The sequence below is a fragment of the Streptomyces sp. NPDC088261 genome (genome assembly GCF_044740805.1).
Classification (GTDB): Bacteria; Actinomycetota; Actinomycetes; order Streptomycetales; family Streptomycetaceae; genus Streptomyces.
Map to the genome: position 1 here is coordinate 178,231 of NZ_JBIURL010000002.1, position 16,722 is coordinate 194,952.

The 16,722-nt window shown below is 70.6% G+C and carries 15 protein-coding genes, 1 tRNA gene and 1 CRISPR repeat array (1 of these 17 only partly in view); of the genes, 12 read left to right on the forward strand and 4 right to left on the reverse strand.

Annotated features, from left to right (window positions below; translation table 11 throughout):
* Window positions 1-23: 23 nt before the first annotated feature.
* From ACIODU_RS04715 to ACIODU_RS04725, 3 genes are all read left to right on the forward strand, one after another.
* A complete protein-coding gene (locus tag ACIODU_RS04715; RefSeq protein WP_401763891.1) occupies window positions 24-1,790 on the forward strand; it encodes a CHASE3 domain-containing protein in 1,767 nt (588 codons plus the stop codon).
* A gap of 11 nt (window positions 1,791-1,801) precedes the next feature.
* Entirely contained in the window at window positions 1,802-2,239 is a 438-nt protein-coding gene (locus ACIODU_RS04720) for a response regulator (protein ID WP_401763894.1), read from the forward strand.
* Between the two features lie 128 nt (window positions 2,240-2,367).
* The gene (locus ACIODU_RS04725) at window positions 2,368-2,802 is read left to right on the forward strand and encodes an ATP-binding protein (RefSeq protein WP_356419287.1); all 435 of its coding nucleotides are present in this window, start codon (window positions 2,368-2,370) and stop codon (window positions 2,800-2,802) included.
* A gap of 48 nt (window positions 2,803-2,850) precedes the next feature.
* On the opposite strand, the gene ACIODU_RS04730 is transcribed toward ACIODU_RS04725, so the two are convergent.
* Window positions 2,851-4,026 carry a PP2C family protein-serine/threonine phosphatase gene (locus tag ACIODU_RS04730; protein ID WP_401763898.1) on the reverse strand — a complete coding sequence of 392 codons (1,176 nt, stop codon included), beginning with the start codon at window positions 4,024-4,026 and terminating at the stop codon, window positions 2,851-2,853.
* 78 nt (window positions 4,027-4,104) lie between these two features.
* On the opposite strand from ACIODU_RS04730, the gene ACIODU_RS04735 reads away from it, so the two are divergent.
* The 4 genes from ACIODU_RS04735 (at window position 4,105) to ACIODU_RS04750 (ending at window position 6,718) form a co-directional block, all read left to right on the forward strand.
* Window positions 4,105-4,620, forward strand: a complete 516-nt coding sequence (locus ACIODU_RS04735) for a MarR family transcriptional regulator (protein WP_356419281.1) — start codon at window positions 4,105-4,107, stop codon at window positions 4,618-4,620.
* 243 nt (window positions 4,621-4,863) lie between these two features.
* A complete protein-coding gene (locus ACIODU_RS04740; protein ID WP_401764904.1) occupies window positions 4,864-5,208 on the forward strand; it encodes an STAS domain-containing protein in 345 nt (114 codons plus the stop codon).
* A 232-nt stretch (window positions 5,209-5,440) separates the two neighbouring features.
* Entirely contained in the window at window positions 5,441-5,785 is a 345-nt protein-coding gene (locus ACIODU_RS04745; RefSeq protein ID WP_356419275.1) for an ATP-binding protein, read from the forward strand.
* A 144-nt stretch (window positions 5,786-5,929) separates the two neighbouring features.
* Window positions 5,930-6,718, forward strand: a complete 789-nt coding sequence (locus ACIODU_RS04750; protein WP_401763901.1) for a cupin domain-containing protein — start codon at window positions 5,930-5,932, stop codon at window positions 6,716-6,718.
* Window positions 6,719-6,800: 82 nt separating this feature from the next.
* Here ACIODU_RS04750 and ACIODU_RS04755 read toward each other — a convergent pair whose 3' ends face one another.
* Window positions 6,801-9,194 (reverse strand): discoidin domain-containing protein, encoded by a 2,394-nt coding sequence (locus ACIODU_RS04755; RefSeq protein ID WP_356419269.1) that lies wholly within the window; start codon window positions 9,192-9,194, stop codon window positions 6,801-6,803.
* Between the two features lie 562 nt (window positions 9,195-9,756).
* Window positions 9,757-10,551 (reverse strand): precorrin-6A synthase (deacetylating), encoded by a 795-nt coding sequence (gene cobF, locus ACIODU_RS04760; RefSeq protein ID WP_401763904.1) that lies wholly within the window; start codon window positions 10,549-10,551, stop codon window positions 9,757-9,759.
* Between the two features lie 147 nt (window positions 10,552-10,698).
* Between cobF and ACIODU_RS04765 the strand changes: the two genes are divergently transcribed.
* Genes ACIODU_RS04765 through ACIODU_RS04775 form a run of 3 tightly spaced genes read left to right on the forward strand, consistent with a single transcriptional unit; the run spans window position 10,699 to window position 13,624 of the window.
* Entirely contained in the window at window positions 10,699-11,418 is a 720-nt protein-coding gene (locus tag ACIODU_RS04765; RefSeq protein WP_356419263.1) for a (Fe-S)-binding protein, read from the forward strand.
* Complete coding sequence (locus ACIODU_RS04770; RefSeq protein ID WP_401763907.1) at window positions 11,415-12,938, forward strand: LutB/LldF family L-lactate oxidation iron-sulfur protein; 1,524 nt, start codon at window positions 11,415-11,417, stop codon at window positions 12,936-12,938. The genes ACIODU_RS04765 and ACIODU_RS04770 overlap by 4 nt, the downstream gene beginning before the upstream one ends.
* Before the next feature lie 41 nt (window positions 12,939-12,979).
* Window positions 12,980-13,624 (forward strand): lactate utilization protein C, encoded by a 645-nt coding sequence (locus ACIODU_RS04775; protein ID WP_401764908.1) that lies wholly within the window; start codon window positions 12,980-12,982, stop codon window positions 13,622-13,624.
* Window positions 13,625-13,633: 9 nt separating this feature from the next.
* On the opposite strand, the gene ACIODU_RS04780 is transcribed toward ACIODU_RS04775, so the two are convergent.
* On the reverse strand, window positions 13,634-14,125 hold the full coding sequence (locus ACIODU_RS04780; RefSeq protein ID WP_401763910.1) for a DUF309 domain-containing protein: 492 nt from the start codon (window positions 14,123-14,125) through the stop codon (window positions 13,634-13,636).
* A 123-nt stretch (window positions 14,126-14,248) separates the two neighbouring features.
* On the opposite strand from ACIODU_RS04780, the gene ACIODU_RS04785 reads away from it, so the two are divergent.
* Window positions 14,249-14,325 (forward strand) — tRNA-Pro (locus tag ACIODU_RS04785).
* A gap of 98 nt (window positions 14,326-14,423) precedes the next feature.
* Window positions 14,424-14,573, forward strand: a complete 150-nt coding sequence (locus ACIODU_RS04790) for a hypothetical protein (RefSeq protein ID WP_401763913.1) — start codon at window positions 14,424-14,426, stop codon at window positions 14,571-14,573.
* A gap of 1,789 nt (window positions 14,574-16,362) precedes the next feature.
* A CRISPR array of direct repeats spans window positions 16,363-16,722; the repeat unit is 29 nt; unit sequence GGGAACATCCCCGCAGGCGCGGGGAGCAG; it runs 156 nt beyond the window's last position.

Genomic DNA, 16,722 nt, shown 5'->3' on the forward strand with positions numbered 1-16,722 from the left:
TGGGACCGCGTCAGAGCGGTCCCATGACCACCGGAACCCGTACGGGGACCGGCGCCGGCACGAGCACGCGGACCGGGACGAGCACGGAGGATGTGACGCATACGCACAAGGAACGGATTCCCGGGCAGGGTGGTACGCCCCCGGGCCCACCCCCGCCCCCGGGCCAGCCCCCGCCCCCCTCGGCCTGGCGCGCCGCGCTCACCCGCCTCTCCGTGCAGGGCTGGGTCCGGCTGATCCTCGCCGCCGTGGTGCTGGTGGTCTGCGCCTGCGCGGTCGTCGGCGGGGTGCTGCTGTCCACGACGAACGCCCGCACCGACGAACTCGTCGACCGCATCCAGCCCGCCCGGGCCGGTGCCTTCCTGCTCCAGAAGTCGCTGCTCGACCAGGAGACCGGCGTACGGGGCTTCGCCCTGACCGCGGAGCCCTCCTTCCTCGCCCCGTACGACCAGGGCCGCCAGGACGAGCGCCGGTACACCCGGTCCCTCGGCGCACAGGTCGCCTCCGACCCCCAGTTCACCGAGGACCTCGACCGGATCACCCGCGCCGCCGAGCAGTGGCGGACCGGGCAGGCCGAGCCGCTGATCGCGTCCGTACGGGCGCGGGGCGCCGAAGCCGCCTCCGCGGAGCGGCTCACCGGGAGCAAGACCGCCTTCGACGAGCTGCGCCGCCTCTTCGCCGTCCAGCAGGACCACCTGGACACCGCCCGCGACCGGGCGCGGGACGAGCTGAACCACGCCCGTACGCTGCGCGACGCCGCGTTCTTCACCCTCCTCGTCGTCTTCCTCGTCTCGGTCGGCGTCTTCGCGCTCGTGCTCCACCGCATGGTGGGCCGGCCGCTCAACGTGCTGCGCGCCGCGTCGGACGATGTGCGCGCCGGCGCGTTCGACCAGCGCATCGAGGTCGGCGGACCCTCCGACCTGCGGGCCGTCGGCGCCGCCGTCGAGGACATGCGCCGCCGCCTCGCCGACGAACTCGCCTCGACCCGCCTCCGCGAGGACCGCCTCGCCGAACAGTCCGAGGAACTGCGGCGCTCCAACTCCGAACTGGAACAGTTCGCGTACGTGGCCTCCCACGACCTCCAGGAGCCGCTGCGCAAGGTCGCCTCGTTCTGCCAGCTGCTGGAGAAGCGGTACGGAGACGAACTGGACGCCCGCGGCAAGCAGTACATCGACTTCGCGGTCGACGGCGCCAAACGCATGCAGATCCTCATCAACGACCTGCTCACCTTCTCCCGGGTGGGCCGGGTCCACGACGCGTGGAAGACCGTCGACCTGGACCGCGCGCTGGACCGCGCGCTCGCCAATCTCGCGCTGGTCGTCCAGGAGTCGGGCACCACCGTCGTACGGCGGGACCCGCTGCCCGAGATGAACGGTGACCCGACCACGCTCGCCATGCTCTGGCAGAACCTCATCGGCAACGCCGTCAAGTTCCGCAGGGCGGGCGAACCGTCCCGGATCGAGATCGGCTGCGTCCGCGAGGGCGACGAGTGGCACCTCACCGTCGCGGACAACGGCATCGGGATCGCGCCCGAGTTCGCCGAGAAGGTCTTCGTCATCTTCCAGCGCCTGCACGCCCGCGACACGTACGAAGGCACCGGTATCGGCCTCGCCCTCTGCCGCAAGATCGTGGAGTTCCACGGAGGCAGGATCTGGCTGGAGCCCGTGGAGACCGGAGGCACCCGGGTCCACTTCACCGTGCCCGCGCTCGACGTATCCTTCCCGGAAGGCGCGCCCGCGGGGGAACCGCCCCACGACGCCCTCCTGACCACCCCGCCTGGAGCCGCCCAGTGAACTCACCCGTCATGCCGGTTCAGCCCATCGCCGTCCTCCTCGTGGAGGACGACCCGGGCGACGAGCTGATGACCCGCGAGGCCTTCGAGGACAACAAGATCCGCAACGACCTCTACGTCGTGCGGGACGGCGAGGAGGCGCTCGACTTCCTCTACCGGCGCGGCCCGTACACGGACGCGCCCCGGCCCGACCTGGTCCTCCTCGACCTCAACCTGCCCAAGTACGACGGCCGCCAGGTGCTGGAGCAGATCAAGACCGACCCCGAGCTGGCCCTCATCCCCGTGGTCGTCCTGACCACGTCGTCGGCGGAGGAGGACATCCTCCGCAGCTACAAACTGCACGCCAACGCCTATGTCACCAAGCCGGTGGACATCGATCAGTTCATCGCCGCCGTACGGCAGATCGACGAGTTCTTCGTCTCCGTGGTCCGGCTGCCCGGACGAAGGTGACACCCCTCACAAAAATCGCCGGGCATACCTCGCGCATCGGGGGGCATAAGCCGTCCCGAGATAGGGGGTGCCCGACGCCCTCGGGCAGCGTGGGCAGGAGCTCGGTGAACGATCAGATGACGAGTGGGATGAGTGATTCGGCTTTCGCGTCCGGCGCGGGAGCGTACGTACAGCCGCTGGTCCAGGCCGGCCAGTTCACCGGCGAACCCGGCTGCATCGCCGAGGCCAGGCTGCTGGCGGACCGGTTCCTCCAGCAGCTGGAGGCCGAGTGGCTGGCCGACGTGGGGGAGCGCCGGCGCGGTGACCTGCTGCTGGTCGTCAGCGAGCTGGTCACCAACGCCGAGCGGCACAGCCACGGGCCGTACCTGCTGGAGCTGGAGGGCACCGACCGGCAGGTGACCGTGACGGTGTACGACAGCAGCGTGACGCTGCCGCGCCGCTTCGAGCGCGACCCCAGCAGGCTCGGCGGGCACGGCCTGGAGATCGTCCACGCCCTGTGCGACCGCCTCACCTCGGAGCTGGTCCCCGTCGGCAAGCGGGTGAGGGCGGTCTTCGACCTCTGAGGCGCCCTGTGCGGTGTGTGGGCCCGTGTCAGCCGATGTCAGGGGGTGTCAGTCGTGTTGCCGCCCGAACCAGTCCAGGCAGAGGACCAGCGCGTCGTCGGTCGACTCGGCGTCGCGGTGCGTGGCCAGCTCCTGGAGTACGGCGCGCGGCACCGTCGCCGCCGGCAGCAGGCTCGTCGCGTTGATCGCCCGGGCCAGCGCCCGCTCCCCGTAGATCTCGCCCTGCGGCGACACCGCCGCGTACACCCCGTCGCTGACGAAGAAGAACCGGTCACCGGGGAGCGCCTGGAACCGCTGCACCCGGTAGTCCGACTCCTCGAACATGCCCAGCGGCAGCTGCGCGTCGAACGGGATCCGCTCCACCGTCCTGTCCCGCCGGCGCCAGAGCTGCGGCGACCCCGCGTCCACCGCCTCGACCGCGCCGGTCGCCAGCTCGAAGCGGAGCAGCAGCGTCGACACGTAGGACGCGCCCCGGTGCTGCTCGTACAGCGCCTGGTCCGCGAGCGCCGCCTGGTCGGCGATCCCGATCCCGGCCCGGCGGGCGTTGCGCAGCGCGTTGACCGCCAGGTTGGTCAGCAGGGACGCCTGGATGCCCTCGCCCATCCCGTTGGTCACCGCGAGGGTGAGCTGGTCGCCGTCCGAGGACCAGTCGAAGTTGTCGCCGTGGATGGCGTACGCGGGCTCCAGCTGGGCGCCGATCGCGTACTCCCGCGCGGTGCAGGCCCGCGCCGGAAGCAGCTCCCACTGCATCTCCGCGGCCAGGGTGAGCCGGTTCACCCGGCGCGCCCGCCGGTACAGGTCGGTGTCGCGCTCCGCCACCAGGATCTCGTGCCCCAGCAGCTCGGCGACCTGCGTCAGCTCCTCGACGGTCCCGGGGGTGGAACGGTCGCCCGGCAGCCGTACGGTCAGGACCCCGAGGCGCTCGCCCCGTACGGTGACCGGCAGGTGGTGGTCCACCGCGTCCTTGTGCCTGACCTCCTCGCCGTGCGCCTCCTGGCTGCCGAACGCCCGGCCCTCCGGCGTGTTGTGCAGCGACAGGGCCTCGTCGGGGTGCGGGGCGCCCGAGACGCCCGTGACGGGCTGGAGCACCGTGAGCCCGTAGTCGGCGAGGTACAGCAGTACGGAGGTCGCGCCGTGCGGGGCCAGCGCGCCCCTGAGCGAGTCCACCAGAGCATGCGGCGCCGCTGTGCGAACCGCTCTTTCGACGTCCGCGAGTAGAGTCACTGTTGTTCAGGCCTTCTTCTGCCAGGGTCGGGTCCGTCTGGGCTGACAAAGGCCCGTGCCGGATGAAAGAGTGAATCGATGTCCCGCTTCACCGGTCAGCCGCACCAGCCCGAGCAGGTTGCCGAGGCCGCGTCCGACGCCTCGGAACTGCTCGAGGTGCTGTGGGGGCGAGGCCAGGAGGCCGCGCCTTCGGGGCCGGTCTCGCCTTCCCAACTACGTGCCCTTCTCGTCATGGAGAAGTACGAGGGCGCGAACCTGCGGACACTCGGTGAGGCCCTCGGCTCCCGCCCGTCCTCCGTGAGCAGGCTCTGCGACCGGATGGAGGCCATGGGTCTGGTGTCCCGCTCGCCGAGCCCGACGAGCCGCCGCGAGGTGGAGCTGCGGCTGAGCCTGCGCGGTCACCAGGTGCTGGACGAGTACCGCGCCTTCCGGACGCGCGAGGTCGCCATGGTGCTGGAGCAGATGGATCCGTCGGACATCCTGATGCTGGCGAAGGGCCTCACCGCGTTCCGTGCCGCGGCCGCCGAGCGCCTCGGCGCCGGGAACGGCGCGGCCCCAGGGCCGGCGCGGGACCACGTGGCGGACAGCGCGTAGCTTCATTCAGCCCTACTTCCTGGGATGGGCACGTTACCCTCCGCGCGACATCTCTTCGCGCACGACATCGCCGCTCCGGAGGCGCGCGGGGCGGCTCCGGAGCAGTGAACAGATTGTTGCTCACCAGAGAATGTTGTCAAATGGCAACTATCACTTCTATCGTGGGTGCCACCGTGTTGTGAACGCCCCTTCCGCCGCCCCGAAGGAACTACCGTGCTACCTCCTCACAACGCAGGCCGGACCGTGGGAGTGACGGCGCGACAGGACGGCGAATCCGCCGTCCTCACAGTTTCCGGTGAGCTCGACCTCGACAGCGTCGCGCCCCTCGCCGCGGCGCTGAGCCGTTCGGCGGAGTCCGTCACGGGTCCCGTCGTCGTGGACCTGTCCGCCGTCGGCTTCGCCGACTCCACGACGGTGAACGTGCTCCTCCAGGCCCGCTCCCTCCTCGGGCCCCGGCTGCGGCTCGCCCGGCCCTCCGCGTTCGTGCGGCGCCTGTTCACCGTGATCGGCCTGGAGACGGCACTGCCTCTGTACGAGACGGTCGAGGCGGCCCTGACCGCGGACGCGGGCGAGCGGGAGGTCCGGTGATTCCGGGGAAATCGTCCCGCCGGCCGGATCGTCGCGCCTGACGGTCTTCGCTCGCGGTTGCGGGGGTAGACGTCGGGACGACCGACGCCGCAAGACGTGACCGATCTTCGGGGTGAGCCGCATGTACCACCCGCACCATCCCTCTCATTCGAACCACCCGACCCACGCGCAGCGCCCACAGCCGCACGGCAGCCCGTTCCCTCCTCCCGCGGAGTGCGATTCCCGGCCACAGGTGGCCGCCGACGCCCGGGACGCCGCGTACGGCTTCCTCGCGGGCCTCAGTCCGGCGCCCTCGCCGCGCAGGACCCAGGACGTCATCCTGGTGGTGTCCGAGCTGGTGGCCAACGCGCTGCGGCACGCCGGGGACGTCACGTCCCTGCGGCTGCGCGCGGACTGCCGGAGCCTCCAGGTGGCCGTGGACGACCCCAGTCCCGCGCAGCCGCAGGACCGTACCCCCGACCTCACCGGCAGGACGGGCGGGTTCGGCTGGCCGATGGTCCAGCGCCTCGCCGAGAAGGTGATCGTGCTGCCACGGCCGGACGGCGGGAAGACCATCCGGGCGGTGCTCGCCCGCTGAGGCGGGGAGCCGGCGCCCCCGACCGGCGCCCCGGGCCGGTGTCCCGAGTCGGCGTCCTGGGACCGCCCGGCCCGGCGAATCCACGCCACGCGCGTTTTCCCGCCGCCACGGGCGCGCATCCTTCCGGGAGACGGAAGGAGCCCCATGGAAGAGCCGCGCGACCCGCGAGAGCCCGGAGAGCCGCCCCAGCACCGCACGCGCGAGGCGGCGGCCGGGTTCGCCGGACTGCCCGGAGCGGTCGCGGTCTCGCACCTGGCCGTGTACGACTGGGAGGCCGCCGACGGACTCCGGGGCGGCACCCCGCACCTGCACCTCACCTGCTCGGAGGGATACGTGGTGACGGCGGGCCGCGGGGCCGTCCAGACCCTGACGGAGGCGGGCGGTTTCGCCACCACGCCCCTGGAGCCGGGCGGCCTGGTGTGGTTCACCCCCGGGACCGTCCATCGCCTCGTCAACGACGACGGGCTGCGCCTCGTCGTCCTGATGCAGAACAACGGACTGCCCGAGGCGGGGGACGCCGTGCTGACGCTGCCGCCGCCGTACCTCACCGACCCGGAGACGTACGCGCGAGCCGTCCGTATACCCGAGGGCCCCGAGGCCGAGCAGGCCGCCGCCGCCCGCCGTCGGCGCGATCTGGCCGTCGAGGGCTTCGCGGCGCTGCGCACGGCGGGGGAGCACGGCGACCCGGGGCCCCTGCGGGCGTTCCACCGGGCCGCCGCCGCGCTGGTACGGCCCCGCCTGGCGGACTGGCGGGCCCGCTGGGAGGCGGGGGCGGCCGACGCGGCCCGGCGGACCGGCGAGCAGCTCGACCGGCTCGGGGCGGGCGACTCCGCGTACCTCGCCGAGGCACGCCTGCGCGCCCGGCTCCCGGACGTCCGGGGCCGCTTCGGCATGTGCGGGCGGCTGGACACGTACCACCTCGAGGACGCGTGACGCCGGAGCGTGCACAGCAGTGCGGGCCCGACCTCTTCGGACGGGCCCGCACGCGTGTTCCGGGCGGAGGATCACCGGCTGATCAGCTGGTGTAGGCCTCCAGCTCGGAGAGCTGCCCGGCCGGCCACCCGGTGTTGCCGGTGATGTTCACCCGCAGGTAGCGGGTGGACGTCCCGTCCAGGGTGATCGTCACGGAGTTGCCGTTGACCGACGGGTTGAAGGTGTAGCCCGCCGATGCCTTGAGGGTGCTGAACGAGGAGTTGTTGGTGCTCCCCAGCACGCTCAGGGTCTGGGTACGGGTCGCCCACGCCGTCGCCGGGGGCAGCTTCAGGACGACGCGCTTGATCGCCTTCGCCGCTCCGAGGTCGACGGTGACGGACTGGGGGAAGGCGTTGTTCGTGCTCTCCCAGTACGTGTTGGCGTTGCCGTCCACCGCGTTGCCCGCGCCGTACACGTCGGCGTGGCCGGTCTCGGCGATCGGGCGGCCCTGGGCCTGGTTGCCCGTGTCCGCCGGCGGGGTCGTCGGGGGAGTGGTGGGCGGGGTGGTGGGCGGCGTGGTCGGGGGTGTGGTCGGCGGGTCGGTGGGCGGGTTCGTACCGCCCTGCGGGACACCGCCGTTGGTCCACACCGGGGCCGGCCACTGGCCCGTGCAGGCCGGCGGGTTCGCGTACCAGCCGGAGTTGCCCGTGCCCTGGGTGATCTGGAAGCCGGTCCCGACGCAGTTGTGGATCGGGTTGGACTGGGCGATGTGCGTGGCCCTGACGTTGGTGAACGTGGCCTTGCCCGGCGACTGGATCTGGAGCGCGTACGTCCCCGCGCCGTCGATCCGGACGTTGTTGAAGTTCAGCGCGTTCGTCGCGCCCTCGATCAGGTGGATCGCGGCGTACGAACTGTCCAGGATCTCGCTGTCGGTGATGTTGATGGTGCCGTTGACCGGTTCGTTGAGACCGCTGAACCAGACGGCGCCGACCCCGAACTGCCAGTTGTAGTCGTTGTTCCCGGTCCGGATCAGGGTGTTGCGCGCGGCGGTCGTGGTGCCCGAAACGGCCGTGCCCTGACCGGAGTTGACTCCGGGATAGCGGTTGGCGATGTGCAGCCCGCCGCCGTTGGTGATGGTGTCCGACATGACGTTGTCGGAGATGGTGATGTCCTTGCCGCCGTACGTGACGATGTTGTTCGCCAGGATCGGCAGGATCACCGTGTTGAACGTGAACTTGTTGTTCACGTTCGGTACGTTCTCGGCCCACATCGCCAGACCGTCGTCACCCGAGTTGCGTACGAAGGTGTTGGTGACGGTCGAGTTGGTGACGCCCATGTGGAAGTTGACGCCGTCCGCGGTCTGGTCGAGGATGCGGCTGTTCTTGATGGTGAAGTTGTTCATCGGGCCGTCCATCCAGGCGCCGCACTTGGTGTGCTGCATCCAGATGTTGTCGACCGTGGAGTCGGACATGGCCCCGCCGATGGCGTTGACCTGGTCGTTGTCCTCGCGCTCGCGGATGTCCCCGATGATGGCGAAGTTCTTCAGGGTGACGTTGCGGCTGCCGCCCTGGTTGGCGTACTTGCCGTACACACCGACGGCCTTGGAGCGGTTCGACGGATCGCGTCCGGTCAGCACGCTGTACCAGGGGCCCGCGCCCGCGAGGGTCACCTGGTCGACGATGATGTGGTCGCGGACCTGGAACGTGCCCTCGGGGAGGTAGACCTGCTTGCCCTGGGTCCGGCCCGCGTCGACCGCGGCCTGGATCTTGGCGGTGGAGTCGGTGGCCCCGGACGGGTCGGCGCCGAAGTCGGTCACCACGTCCAGCGCTCCGGCGGGCTTGCCGATCGGCGCGGCCACCTGCTCGAAGTCGGCCAGGTCGATGGTGAAGGTCGGCGACGCGGCCGTGGAGGCGACCTGGAGCCGGATCTTCGTACCGGTGGGCAGGGTCGACCCGAACATCGTGCGGGTCTCGTCGTAGAAGTGGTGCGGGTTGGTGTCGCCGGGGTTGTTGTTGAAGGGGTAACCCCCGTAGTACCAGCTGTACTTGGAGGTCACCGGCACGCTCTTGAGGGAGGTGCCGTTGACGCGCAGGTCGACCGCGGCGTCCCGGCCGGTGCCCGCGGAGTTGTCGGGCAGTGAGTAGCGGAACGTCATCGCGTTCGCCGGTGCGGTGAGGGTGAACTCGACGTACTCACCGACCGCGTCCAGCGTCACGGCCTGACGGCCCGACGCTTCCGACGGCAGCGACCCGTAGAGGCGGTTGGGGCCGATCAGGGTCCCGTTGGTGGCGGCGTACTCGGCCTCCTGCTCCTTGAACGGCACTGTCGCGCCGCGGCCGGGAACGTTGAGGGGGGAGGGGGCGGGGACCGCCGCGGCTTGCGCGGCGGGTGCGGTCGACAGCACCACAGCGGTGGCCGTCCCGGCCACGGCGAGGGCCAGCGAGACCGATGCGGATATGCCGCGCCGAAGCAGACGGCGTCTCGGAGGGAGTGTCACAGACATACGTCCTTGCGGCTCGTGGGGACTCTGCGGACGCGAAAAGGCTAGGAGTGGGACCGCAGGAAGTCTATGAATCTGCGCAAATTTTGAAGCCTGACGTAAAAATCATCGACCCGGGCGAGCATGTGGAAGGGTGCATACCGGTCGTACGTGCCCAACTTCCCCAGAGACGTGCGGGCTTGGGGTGGGAGAGAGCGGGATATCCCTTGGGGCGACCGGCCCGACGGCGGGTGCAAAAAACATGCCAAACGAGGCAAGCGGACGGGATCACGCCGACCGCCCGTGGCGCGCACCCTTTGCGTCTCCGCGCAAAGGCTGTCGGACGGCGACAGAAGGTGGTTATGGTCGCTGCACCGTCCGCGGGAGCGGGGGCGGGTGCGGGGGCCCGAACGGGGACGGCAACGGGGGAACCGTCGGCCGCCGTCACCGTGTCGTACGCCGCGGCTCAGGTCCGGAGGACGCCGAACGGCGCCTTCCGGGCACGCGGCACCACGACTCGGTGACAGCGGCCGACGATCCGCGGTGCTTCCAGCGGCGGGGACGGACCCGCGGCCGCCGGTCAGTCGCGTCGCAGCAGATACGTGTCCATGATCCAGCCCTTGCGCGCCCGCGCCTCGGCCCGCAGCTCCTCGATGCGCCCGGCGACCTCCGAGAGCCGCCCCGAGACCAGGATCTCGTCCTCGGTCCCCACGTAGGCACCCCAGTGGATGACCGGGTCGTCCGCCAGGTGGTGGCGGAACGACTGGTGCGCGTCCAGCATCACCACGACGTCGTCCGCGTCCTGCGGCCATCCCTCGGCCAGCCGCCGGCCCGTGGTGATCTGGATGGGCCTGCCGACCCGGTTCAGCCCGATCCGGTGCTTCGCGGCCAGCGCGGAGACACTGCTGATGCCCGGGATCACCTCGTACGCGAAGTGGACCGTGCCCCGCTCCAGGATCTCCTCCAGGATGGCGAGCGTGGAGTCGTAGAGGGAGGGGTCGCCCCAGACGAGGAAGGCCCCGACGCTCCCCCTGCCGGCAGCGTCCCCGGCGGTGCCGTCGTCCAGCTCGTCCGTGATCATGCGCGCGTAGATCTCGGCGCGCCTGCCGCGCCAGTCGTCGACGGCGCCCGCGTACGCGACTCCGTCGGCCGTGCGGTCCCGGTCCCTGTCCGGGTCCCGGGCCTCGACCAGCCGGTGGGCGCGGCCGGTCGCGTGCCGCTCCAGGATCTCGTGCCGGAGGGCGATGAGGTCCGACTTCTCCGTACCCTTGTCGAGCAGGAAGAAGACGTCGACCTCGTTGAGCGCTTTGACCGCCTGAAGCGTCAGATGGTCCGGGTCGCCCGCCCCGATGCCGATGACATAGATCTTTCTCACCGCACCGAGTCTGCCCCATGCCGCCGGGTCACCCGACCGGGGTGCGGACCCCGCACAAGCGGACCCGACCACCCCTCGGATGTCTGACGACCCATCAGTCGCCGCAAACACTTTCGTATGCCCCCACGCGCGGCATATGCTCCGCCCATGCGCGCCGCCCTCTTCGTGACCTGCGTCAATGACGCCGTCTACCCGTCCACCGGGATCGCGACCGTACGGCTCCTGGAACGCCTGGGTGTGGAGGTCGACTTTCCCGAGGCGCAGAGCTGCTGCGGACAACCCCAGTTCAACACCGGCTACCGCCGCGAGACGGAACCGCTGGTCCGCCGTACGACGCGGGCCTTCGAGGGGTACGAGTACGTCGTGACGCCCTCCGGCTCCTGCGCCGCGATGGTCCGCCGGCACTACCCGGAGATCGGCGACGCGGCCGCCGCGTCCCTCGCCTCCCGTACCTACGAACTGACCGAGTTCCTGGTCGACGTGGTGGGTGTGACGGACGTCGGGGCGTACTTCCCGCACGTCGTCACCTACCACCCCTCCTGCCACGGCCTGCGGATGCTCGGCCTGGGGGAGCGGCCGCGCAAGCTGCTGGAGGCGGTTCGGGGCCTGGAGCTGAGGGAGCTGCCGGGCGCCGAGGAGTGCTGCGGCTTCGGCGGCACCTTCGCGGTCAAGAACTCCGATGTTTCCGCCGCGATGGGCCAGGACAAGGTCCGCAGCGCCGTCTCCACCGGAGCCGGCGTGCTCTGCGGCGCCGACAATTCCTGTCTGATGCACCTCGGCGGCATCCTGAGCCGCGAGGACGCCCCGATGCGGGCACTGCACCTGGCGGAGATCCTTGCGTCCACCGAAGAGGAGCCCTGGTCATGAGCGGTACGTATCTGGGGATGCCGGCCTTCCCGGTGGCGGCGAGGACCGCGCTCGGCGACGAGACCCTGCGCGGGAACCTGCGGCACGCCACGCACACCATCCGCGACAAGCGGGAGAAGGCGGTGGCGGAGCTGGACGACTGGGCCCTGCTGCGGGAGGCGGGCAAGCAGATCAAGGACCACACGCTGCGCCACCTGGACCGGTACCTGGTCCAGCTGGAGGAGTCGGTGACGGCGGCCGGCGGCGTCGTGCACTGGGCGAGGGACGCGGCCGAGGCCAACCGGATCGTGGCCGAACTGGTCAAGGCGACGGGCGAGTCGGAGGTCGTCAAGGTCAAGTCGATGGCCACGCAGGAGATCGGCCTCAACGAGGCCCTCGAGGCCGAGGGCATCAGCGCGTACGAGACGGACCTCGCCGAACTCATCGTGCAGCTCGGCGACGACCTGCCCTCCCACATCCTGGTCCCGGCGATCCACCGCAACCGCGGCGAGATCCGCGACATCTTCCGCGAGCAGATGGGCGCGTGGGGCCGGGCGGCCCCCGAAGGACTCTCCGACACTCCGGCGGACCTGGCGGAGGCGGCCCGGCTGCATCTGCGCGAGAAGTTCCTGCGCGCGAAGGTCGGTGTCTCGGGCGCGAACTTCATGGTCGCCGAGACGGGCACGCTGGTCGTGGTCGAGTCCGAGGGCAACGGCCGGATGTGCCTGACCCTCCCGGAGACCCTCATCTCCGTCGTCGGCATCGAGAAGATCGTGCCGAGCTGGCAGGACCTGGAGGTGTTCCTCCAGACGTTGCCGCGCTCCTCGACGGCGGAGCGGATGAACCCGTACACCAGCATGTGGACCGGCACCACGGACGGCGACGGGCCGCGCGCCTTCCACCTCGTCCTGCTCGACAACGGCCGCACCGCCACGCTCGCCGACGAGGTGGGGCGGCAGGCCCTGCGCTGCATCCGCTGCTCCGCCTGCCTGAACGTGTGCCCCGTGTACGAGCGGGCGGGCGGGCACGCGTACGGCTCGGTCTACCCCGGCCCGATCGGCGCGATCCTCAGCCCGCAGCTCCGGGGCATCGGCAGCGAGGTCGACGCCTCCCTGCCGTACGCCTCGTCGCTGTGCGGCGCGTGCTACGACGTCTGCCCGGTGGCCATCGACATCCCCGAGGTGCTGGTCCACCTGCGGGAGCGGATCGCCGACCGGGGCGGGAAGGGACACCGCCTGGAGAAGGCGGCGATCAAGGCGTCCGGGTGGGTCTTCGACCATCCCAAGGTGCTCGCGGCGGGGGAGCGGGTGGCGTCGAGGACGCGGAAGCTGCATCCGTCGCGGGTGCCGGGCGCGGGTGCCTGGACGGACAGCCGGGACCTGCCGGAACTGCCGCCCGCGCCGTTCCGGGACTGGTGGAAGAAGAACAGAGCCGAGAAGACCGGGCCCGAGAAGAACAGCTCATCGAAGAATGGCTCGCCGGAGAACAGCTCGGCGGAGAACGGCTCGGCGAAGACCCGCGGCGAAGGGAGCACCACATGAGCGCCACGGACAGAAGCGCCACGGGCGTGAGCGCCGGCGGCATGACCGCCGGAGGCACGACCGCCAGGGAAGAGATCCTCGCGCGGGTACGCGCCGCGGTGGCGGACGCCCCCGACGCGCCGCCGGTCACCCGGGACTACCGCACCACGCACACCGCGCCGGAGCGTGTCGTCGAGCTGCTGGCGGAGAACCTCGCCGACTACCGCGCGGTGGTCCACCGTACGGACGAGGAGGGGCTGCCCGCCCTCGTCGCGACCCTCCTGGCCACCAGGGGATCGACCACCGTCCTCGCCCCACCGGGCGTCCCGGCCGCCTGGCTGGCCGCACTGGACCCCGGGATCACCCGCGTCGAGGACAGCCCCGGCTCCACCGCCCGCGAACTCGACGGCGTGGACAGCGTGATCACCGGCTGCGCGCTGGCGGTCGCGGAGACCGGCACCCTCGTGCTCGACGGCTCCGCGGACCAGGGCCGTCGCCGGGTGACGCTCGTACCCGACCACCACATCTGTGTCGTACGGGTCGCGGACCAGGTCGTCGGCTCCGTACCGCAGGCGATGCCACGGCTCGACCCGACCCGCCCCCTGACCTGGATCTCGGGCCCGTCGGCGACGAGCGACATCGAACTGGACCGCGTGGAGGGCGTACACGGCCCGCGCACGCTGGAAGTGGTGCTGGTGCAGGACTGACCGGCCCCCTCACCCCAGCAGCCGGGGAGCTTCACGGCCGGCGTCGACGGACCGGTCCGTACGACCCCCTCCCGCTTTGACCCGGGCGGCCAACTCCCGCGCCCAGCGCACGAGTCCGCCGATGTCGAGGCCGTGCGGGCCGTCGCGGTACGGCGCGATGCCCCCGGCGCCGCGCAGCAACAGGCGCGCCCCGCCGGCCGTATTGCCCCGGGCGGCGTGGGTCAGCCCCACCGCCAGCTGCGCCATCCCCCGCCACAGGGCCCGCTCCTCGTCGGGACCGGACTTCCACGCGTCCTCGAACACCTCGTGGGCGTGGAACGGCTTCCCGGCGTCGAGCAACAGCTGCGCCTCCCGTACGGTCTCCGCGGGCGAGCGCACCACCCCCTCCGGCTGGCGCTCCACGCCCACCGCTCCGTAGGGCAGCGGCCGCCCCAACCCGTCCCGCGGCCGCGCGTTGCGCGCCCGCCCCTCACCGTCGCGGTCCCGCGGGTTCTCCGTCATCCCCCCATTGTCCGCCGGTCCCGCCCCCCCACCCGCACAACCCACGTCTCGACGCCCCACGAAGTGCGGTAATGTTCTCCTACGTGGTCACGCGGGGTTCTCCCCACGTGACGCGGGATCCATCGGGACGTGGCGCAGCTTGGTAGCGCACTTGACTGGGGGTCAAGGGGTCGCAGGTTCAAATCCTGTCGTCCCGACCAGCGTTTACGCGGGTCGCAGGCGGTATCGGAGAATTCCGGTACCGCCTTTCCGTCGTTCTTGGGGACCAGTTGGCCTAGCGCCAGGGTCCGGGGGCGGGTTGGACGGTGAGGGTGAGGGGGTGGTCTGGCGGCGTACGGTCCAGATCCAGGTGCGGGTGTCGATGTCGCTGACGCGTACGCCGGAGACTTCGCCGATGCGGGCTGCGGTGGCGGCGGCGAAGACGACGACCTCGCCCCATCCCGCGTAGTGGCCATGGGAGCGGTCGACGAGGGCCTGCGCGAGGCGGGTAGTGCGAGGGCGCGGGGGTTGTCGAGTTCGTCTTCTGCCTGTTTGTACTCGCGCTGCCAGCCGGTGACCCGGGCTGTGTTGACGTCGTGGACGGTGCGGTCGACGGCGGCGTTGGTGATCATTCGGACGGGGAAGTGTCCGAGGGCAGGTATGACGCGCCGGCGCCAGCCTGCGAGGTAGGGATCGAGGGTTTTGAGTTCCAGGCCGCGCAGGGCGAGGTCCATGTTGGTGGTGCCGTATTCGGCGAGGGACATCGTGGCGACGTTCGGGGCGATTCCCGCCTGGGCCGCCTTGAGGATGCCGTTGACCCACTCCTCGGCCTGGTCGTACGTGTCCTTTCCTGCGGAGAGGGATTTGCGCCGTTTGGTCACAGGGTCGAACCAGCGGACGCGTGCGCGGTAGGGGGTGGGACGGTTGGGGCGGTGCTCGATGTCGCTGGACACGCGTACACCGAGGGGGACGGACTCGGTGTGGGGCATCAGGCCGCCGGCTCAGGGACCGTACGGTGCCGGGCGATCCAGTGTTCGACGTCGTTAGCGCTGTAGAGGACGACGCGTTTGCCCACGCGGAGGTACGGGGGGCCTTGGCGGGGGTGGGCGGTGCGCCAGCGCCGGAGGGATCGACGTGGAGGACGCCGGCGAGTTCCTTGGTCGAATACCAGGTACCGGAGAGCGGGGCGGGTGACTGGGCGGTGCTTGTTGTTTCGGGTGTGGTGGAGGGGCGGTCATGGAGTCCTGGGAGAGGTCGGGACGGGGGCGGTGGTGTGGTGTGAGGCGAAGGGGGCGCGTGGGAGGAATTCACGCTTCAAGTCTCCGAAGATTTCACGGTTACCGAAACCGGCGATCGCCTGCTATAAAACCGCCGTCGTAGACAAATCCAGTACAGCCGTTTCGGCGAATACGGTGCCGGAAACACCACGGAGGAAACCCTTTTCCCTTTGACTTCCGCAGTTTGGTGAGCGCAAGACCCTCGGACCGGCCGGGGGGACCGCTCTGCCTGAGGCGTGGTTCGAGGGGCTCTCTGGAACACCTCCGCACTGGCGGGGAAGACATTGCGCAGGGCGGCGCGGGTCAGTTCGGCGCCGAGTACCCCCGTGTTGGCGGGGACGAGCTGCTCTCGGTCCTACGGCCGGAAGGCCGCTCGGAACACCCCCGCGCGCTGACGGGGAGGACACGGCGCCCACCTGGTCCGAGGTGAACGGGTCCGGAACACCCCCGCAGGCGCGGGGAGCAGTGTGGCCGGGAGTGCAAGCTGACCCGGGCTGAGGGAACATCCCCGCGGGCGCGGGGAGCAACTGCATGGTCACCTATATGGAGATGCGGCATCGGGCCCCCAGTCGAGGGAGGGGCAGTCGGGCGACCTTCCGCTCAATGCACTAGCAGTGATTGAAACTGGGGCTCTGCACGTGCAGAGCCCCCGCAAGTGCAGCTACAGGCTTGTCTTACTCGCCGCCCAATTGAGCAAGCGCCACAGCGCCTGCCCGGCCAACGTAGCCAACGCCCGAAGGCCCAACTCTTTGGACAGCTCTGCCCGTTGCTTCGACACTTTTCCCCTAGGGGGTTATGGGAGATTCTCCCAATTCCCGCCCTCACGTCCTTCTTGACGTGAGGGACAGAGCCACATCGGTGTCGAATAGGTCGGGGTCATCCCCATATGCATGAGGAGCACTCTGTGCCGCGAGGGCAAGCTTATCCGCCCAGTTCATGCCTGGCGGTAGGTTGGCAAACGACCTAGTCAAAGCCCAGCAAAGGACCATCCCCGCAGGCGCGGGGAGCAGCCGTCACCGAACGGGCCGAGGTCGATGGTGATGGGAACATCCTCGCAGGCGCGGGGAGCAGTACTCGATGCGTTCCATGGTCAGTTCTCCTTCGGGAACATCCCCGCAGGCGCGGGGAGCAGAGCAGGCCGCCCGAGACCTTGGAGCCCCAGTTGGGAACATCCCCGCAGGCGCGGGGAGCAGTTGACCGGACCGAACGCGCCCTTCGAGTTGCGGGGAACATCCCCGCAGGCGCGGGGAGCAGTTGTCGATATCCGCGACAGGCGGAGTGGACGCGGGAACATCCCCGCAGGCGCGGGGAGCAGAGCGCAGCGCGGCTCGTTCGGCGTAC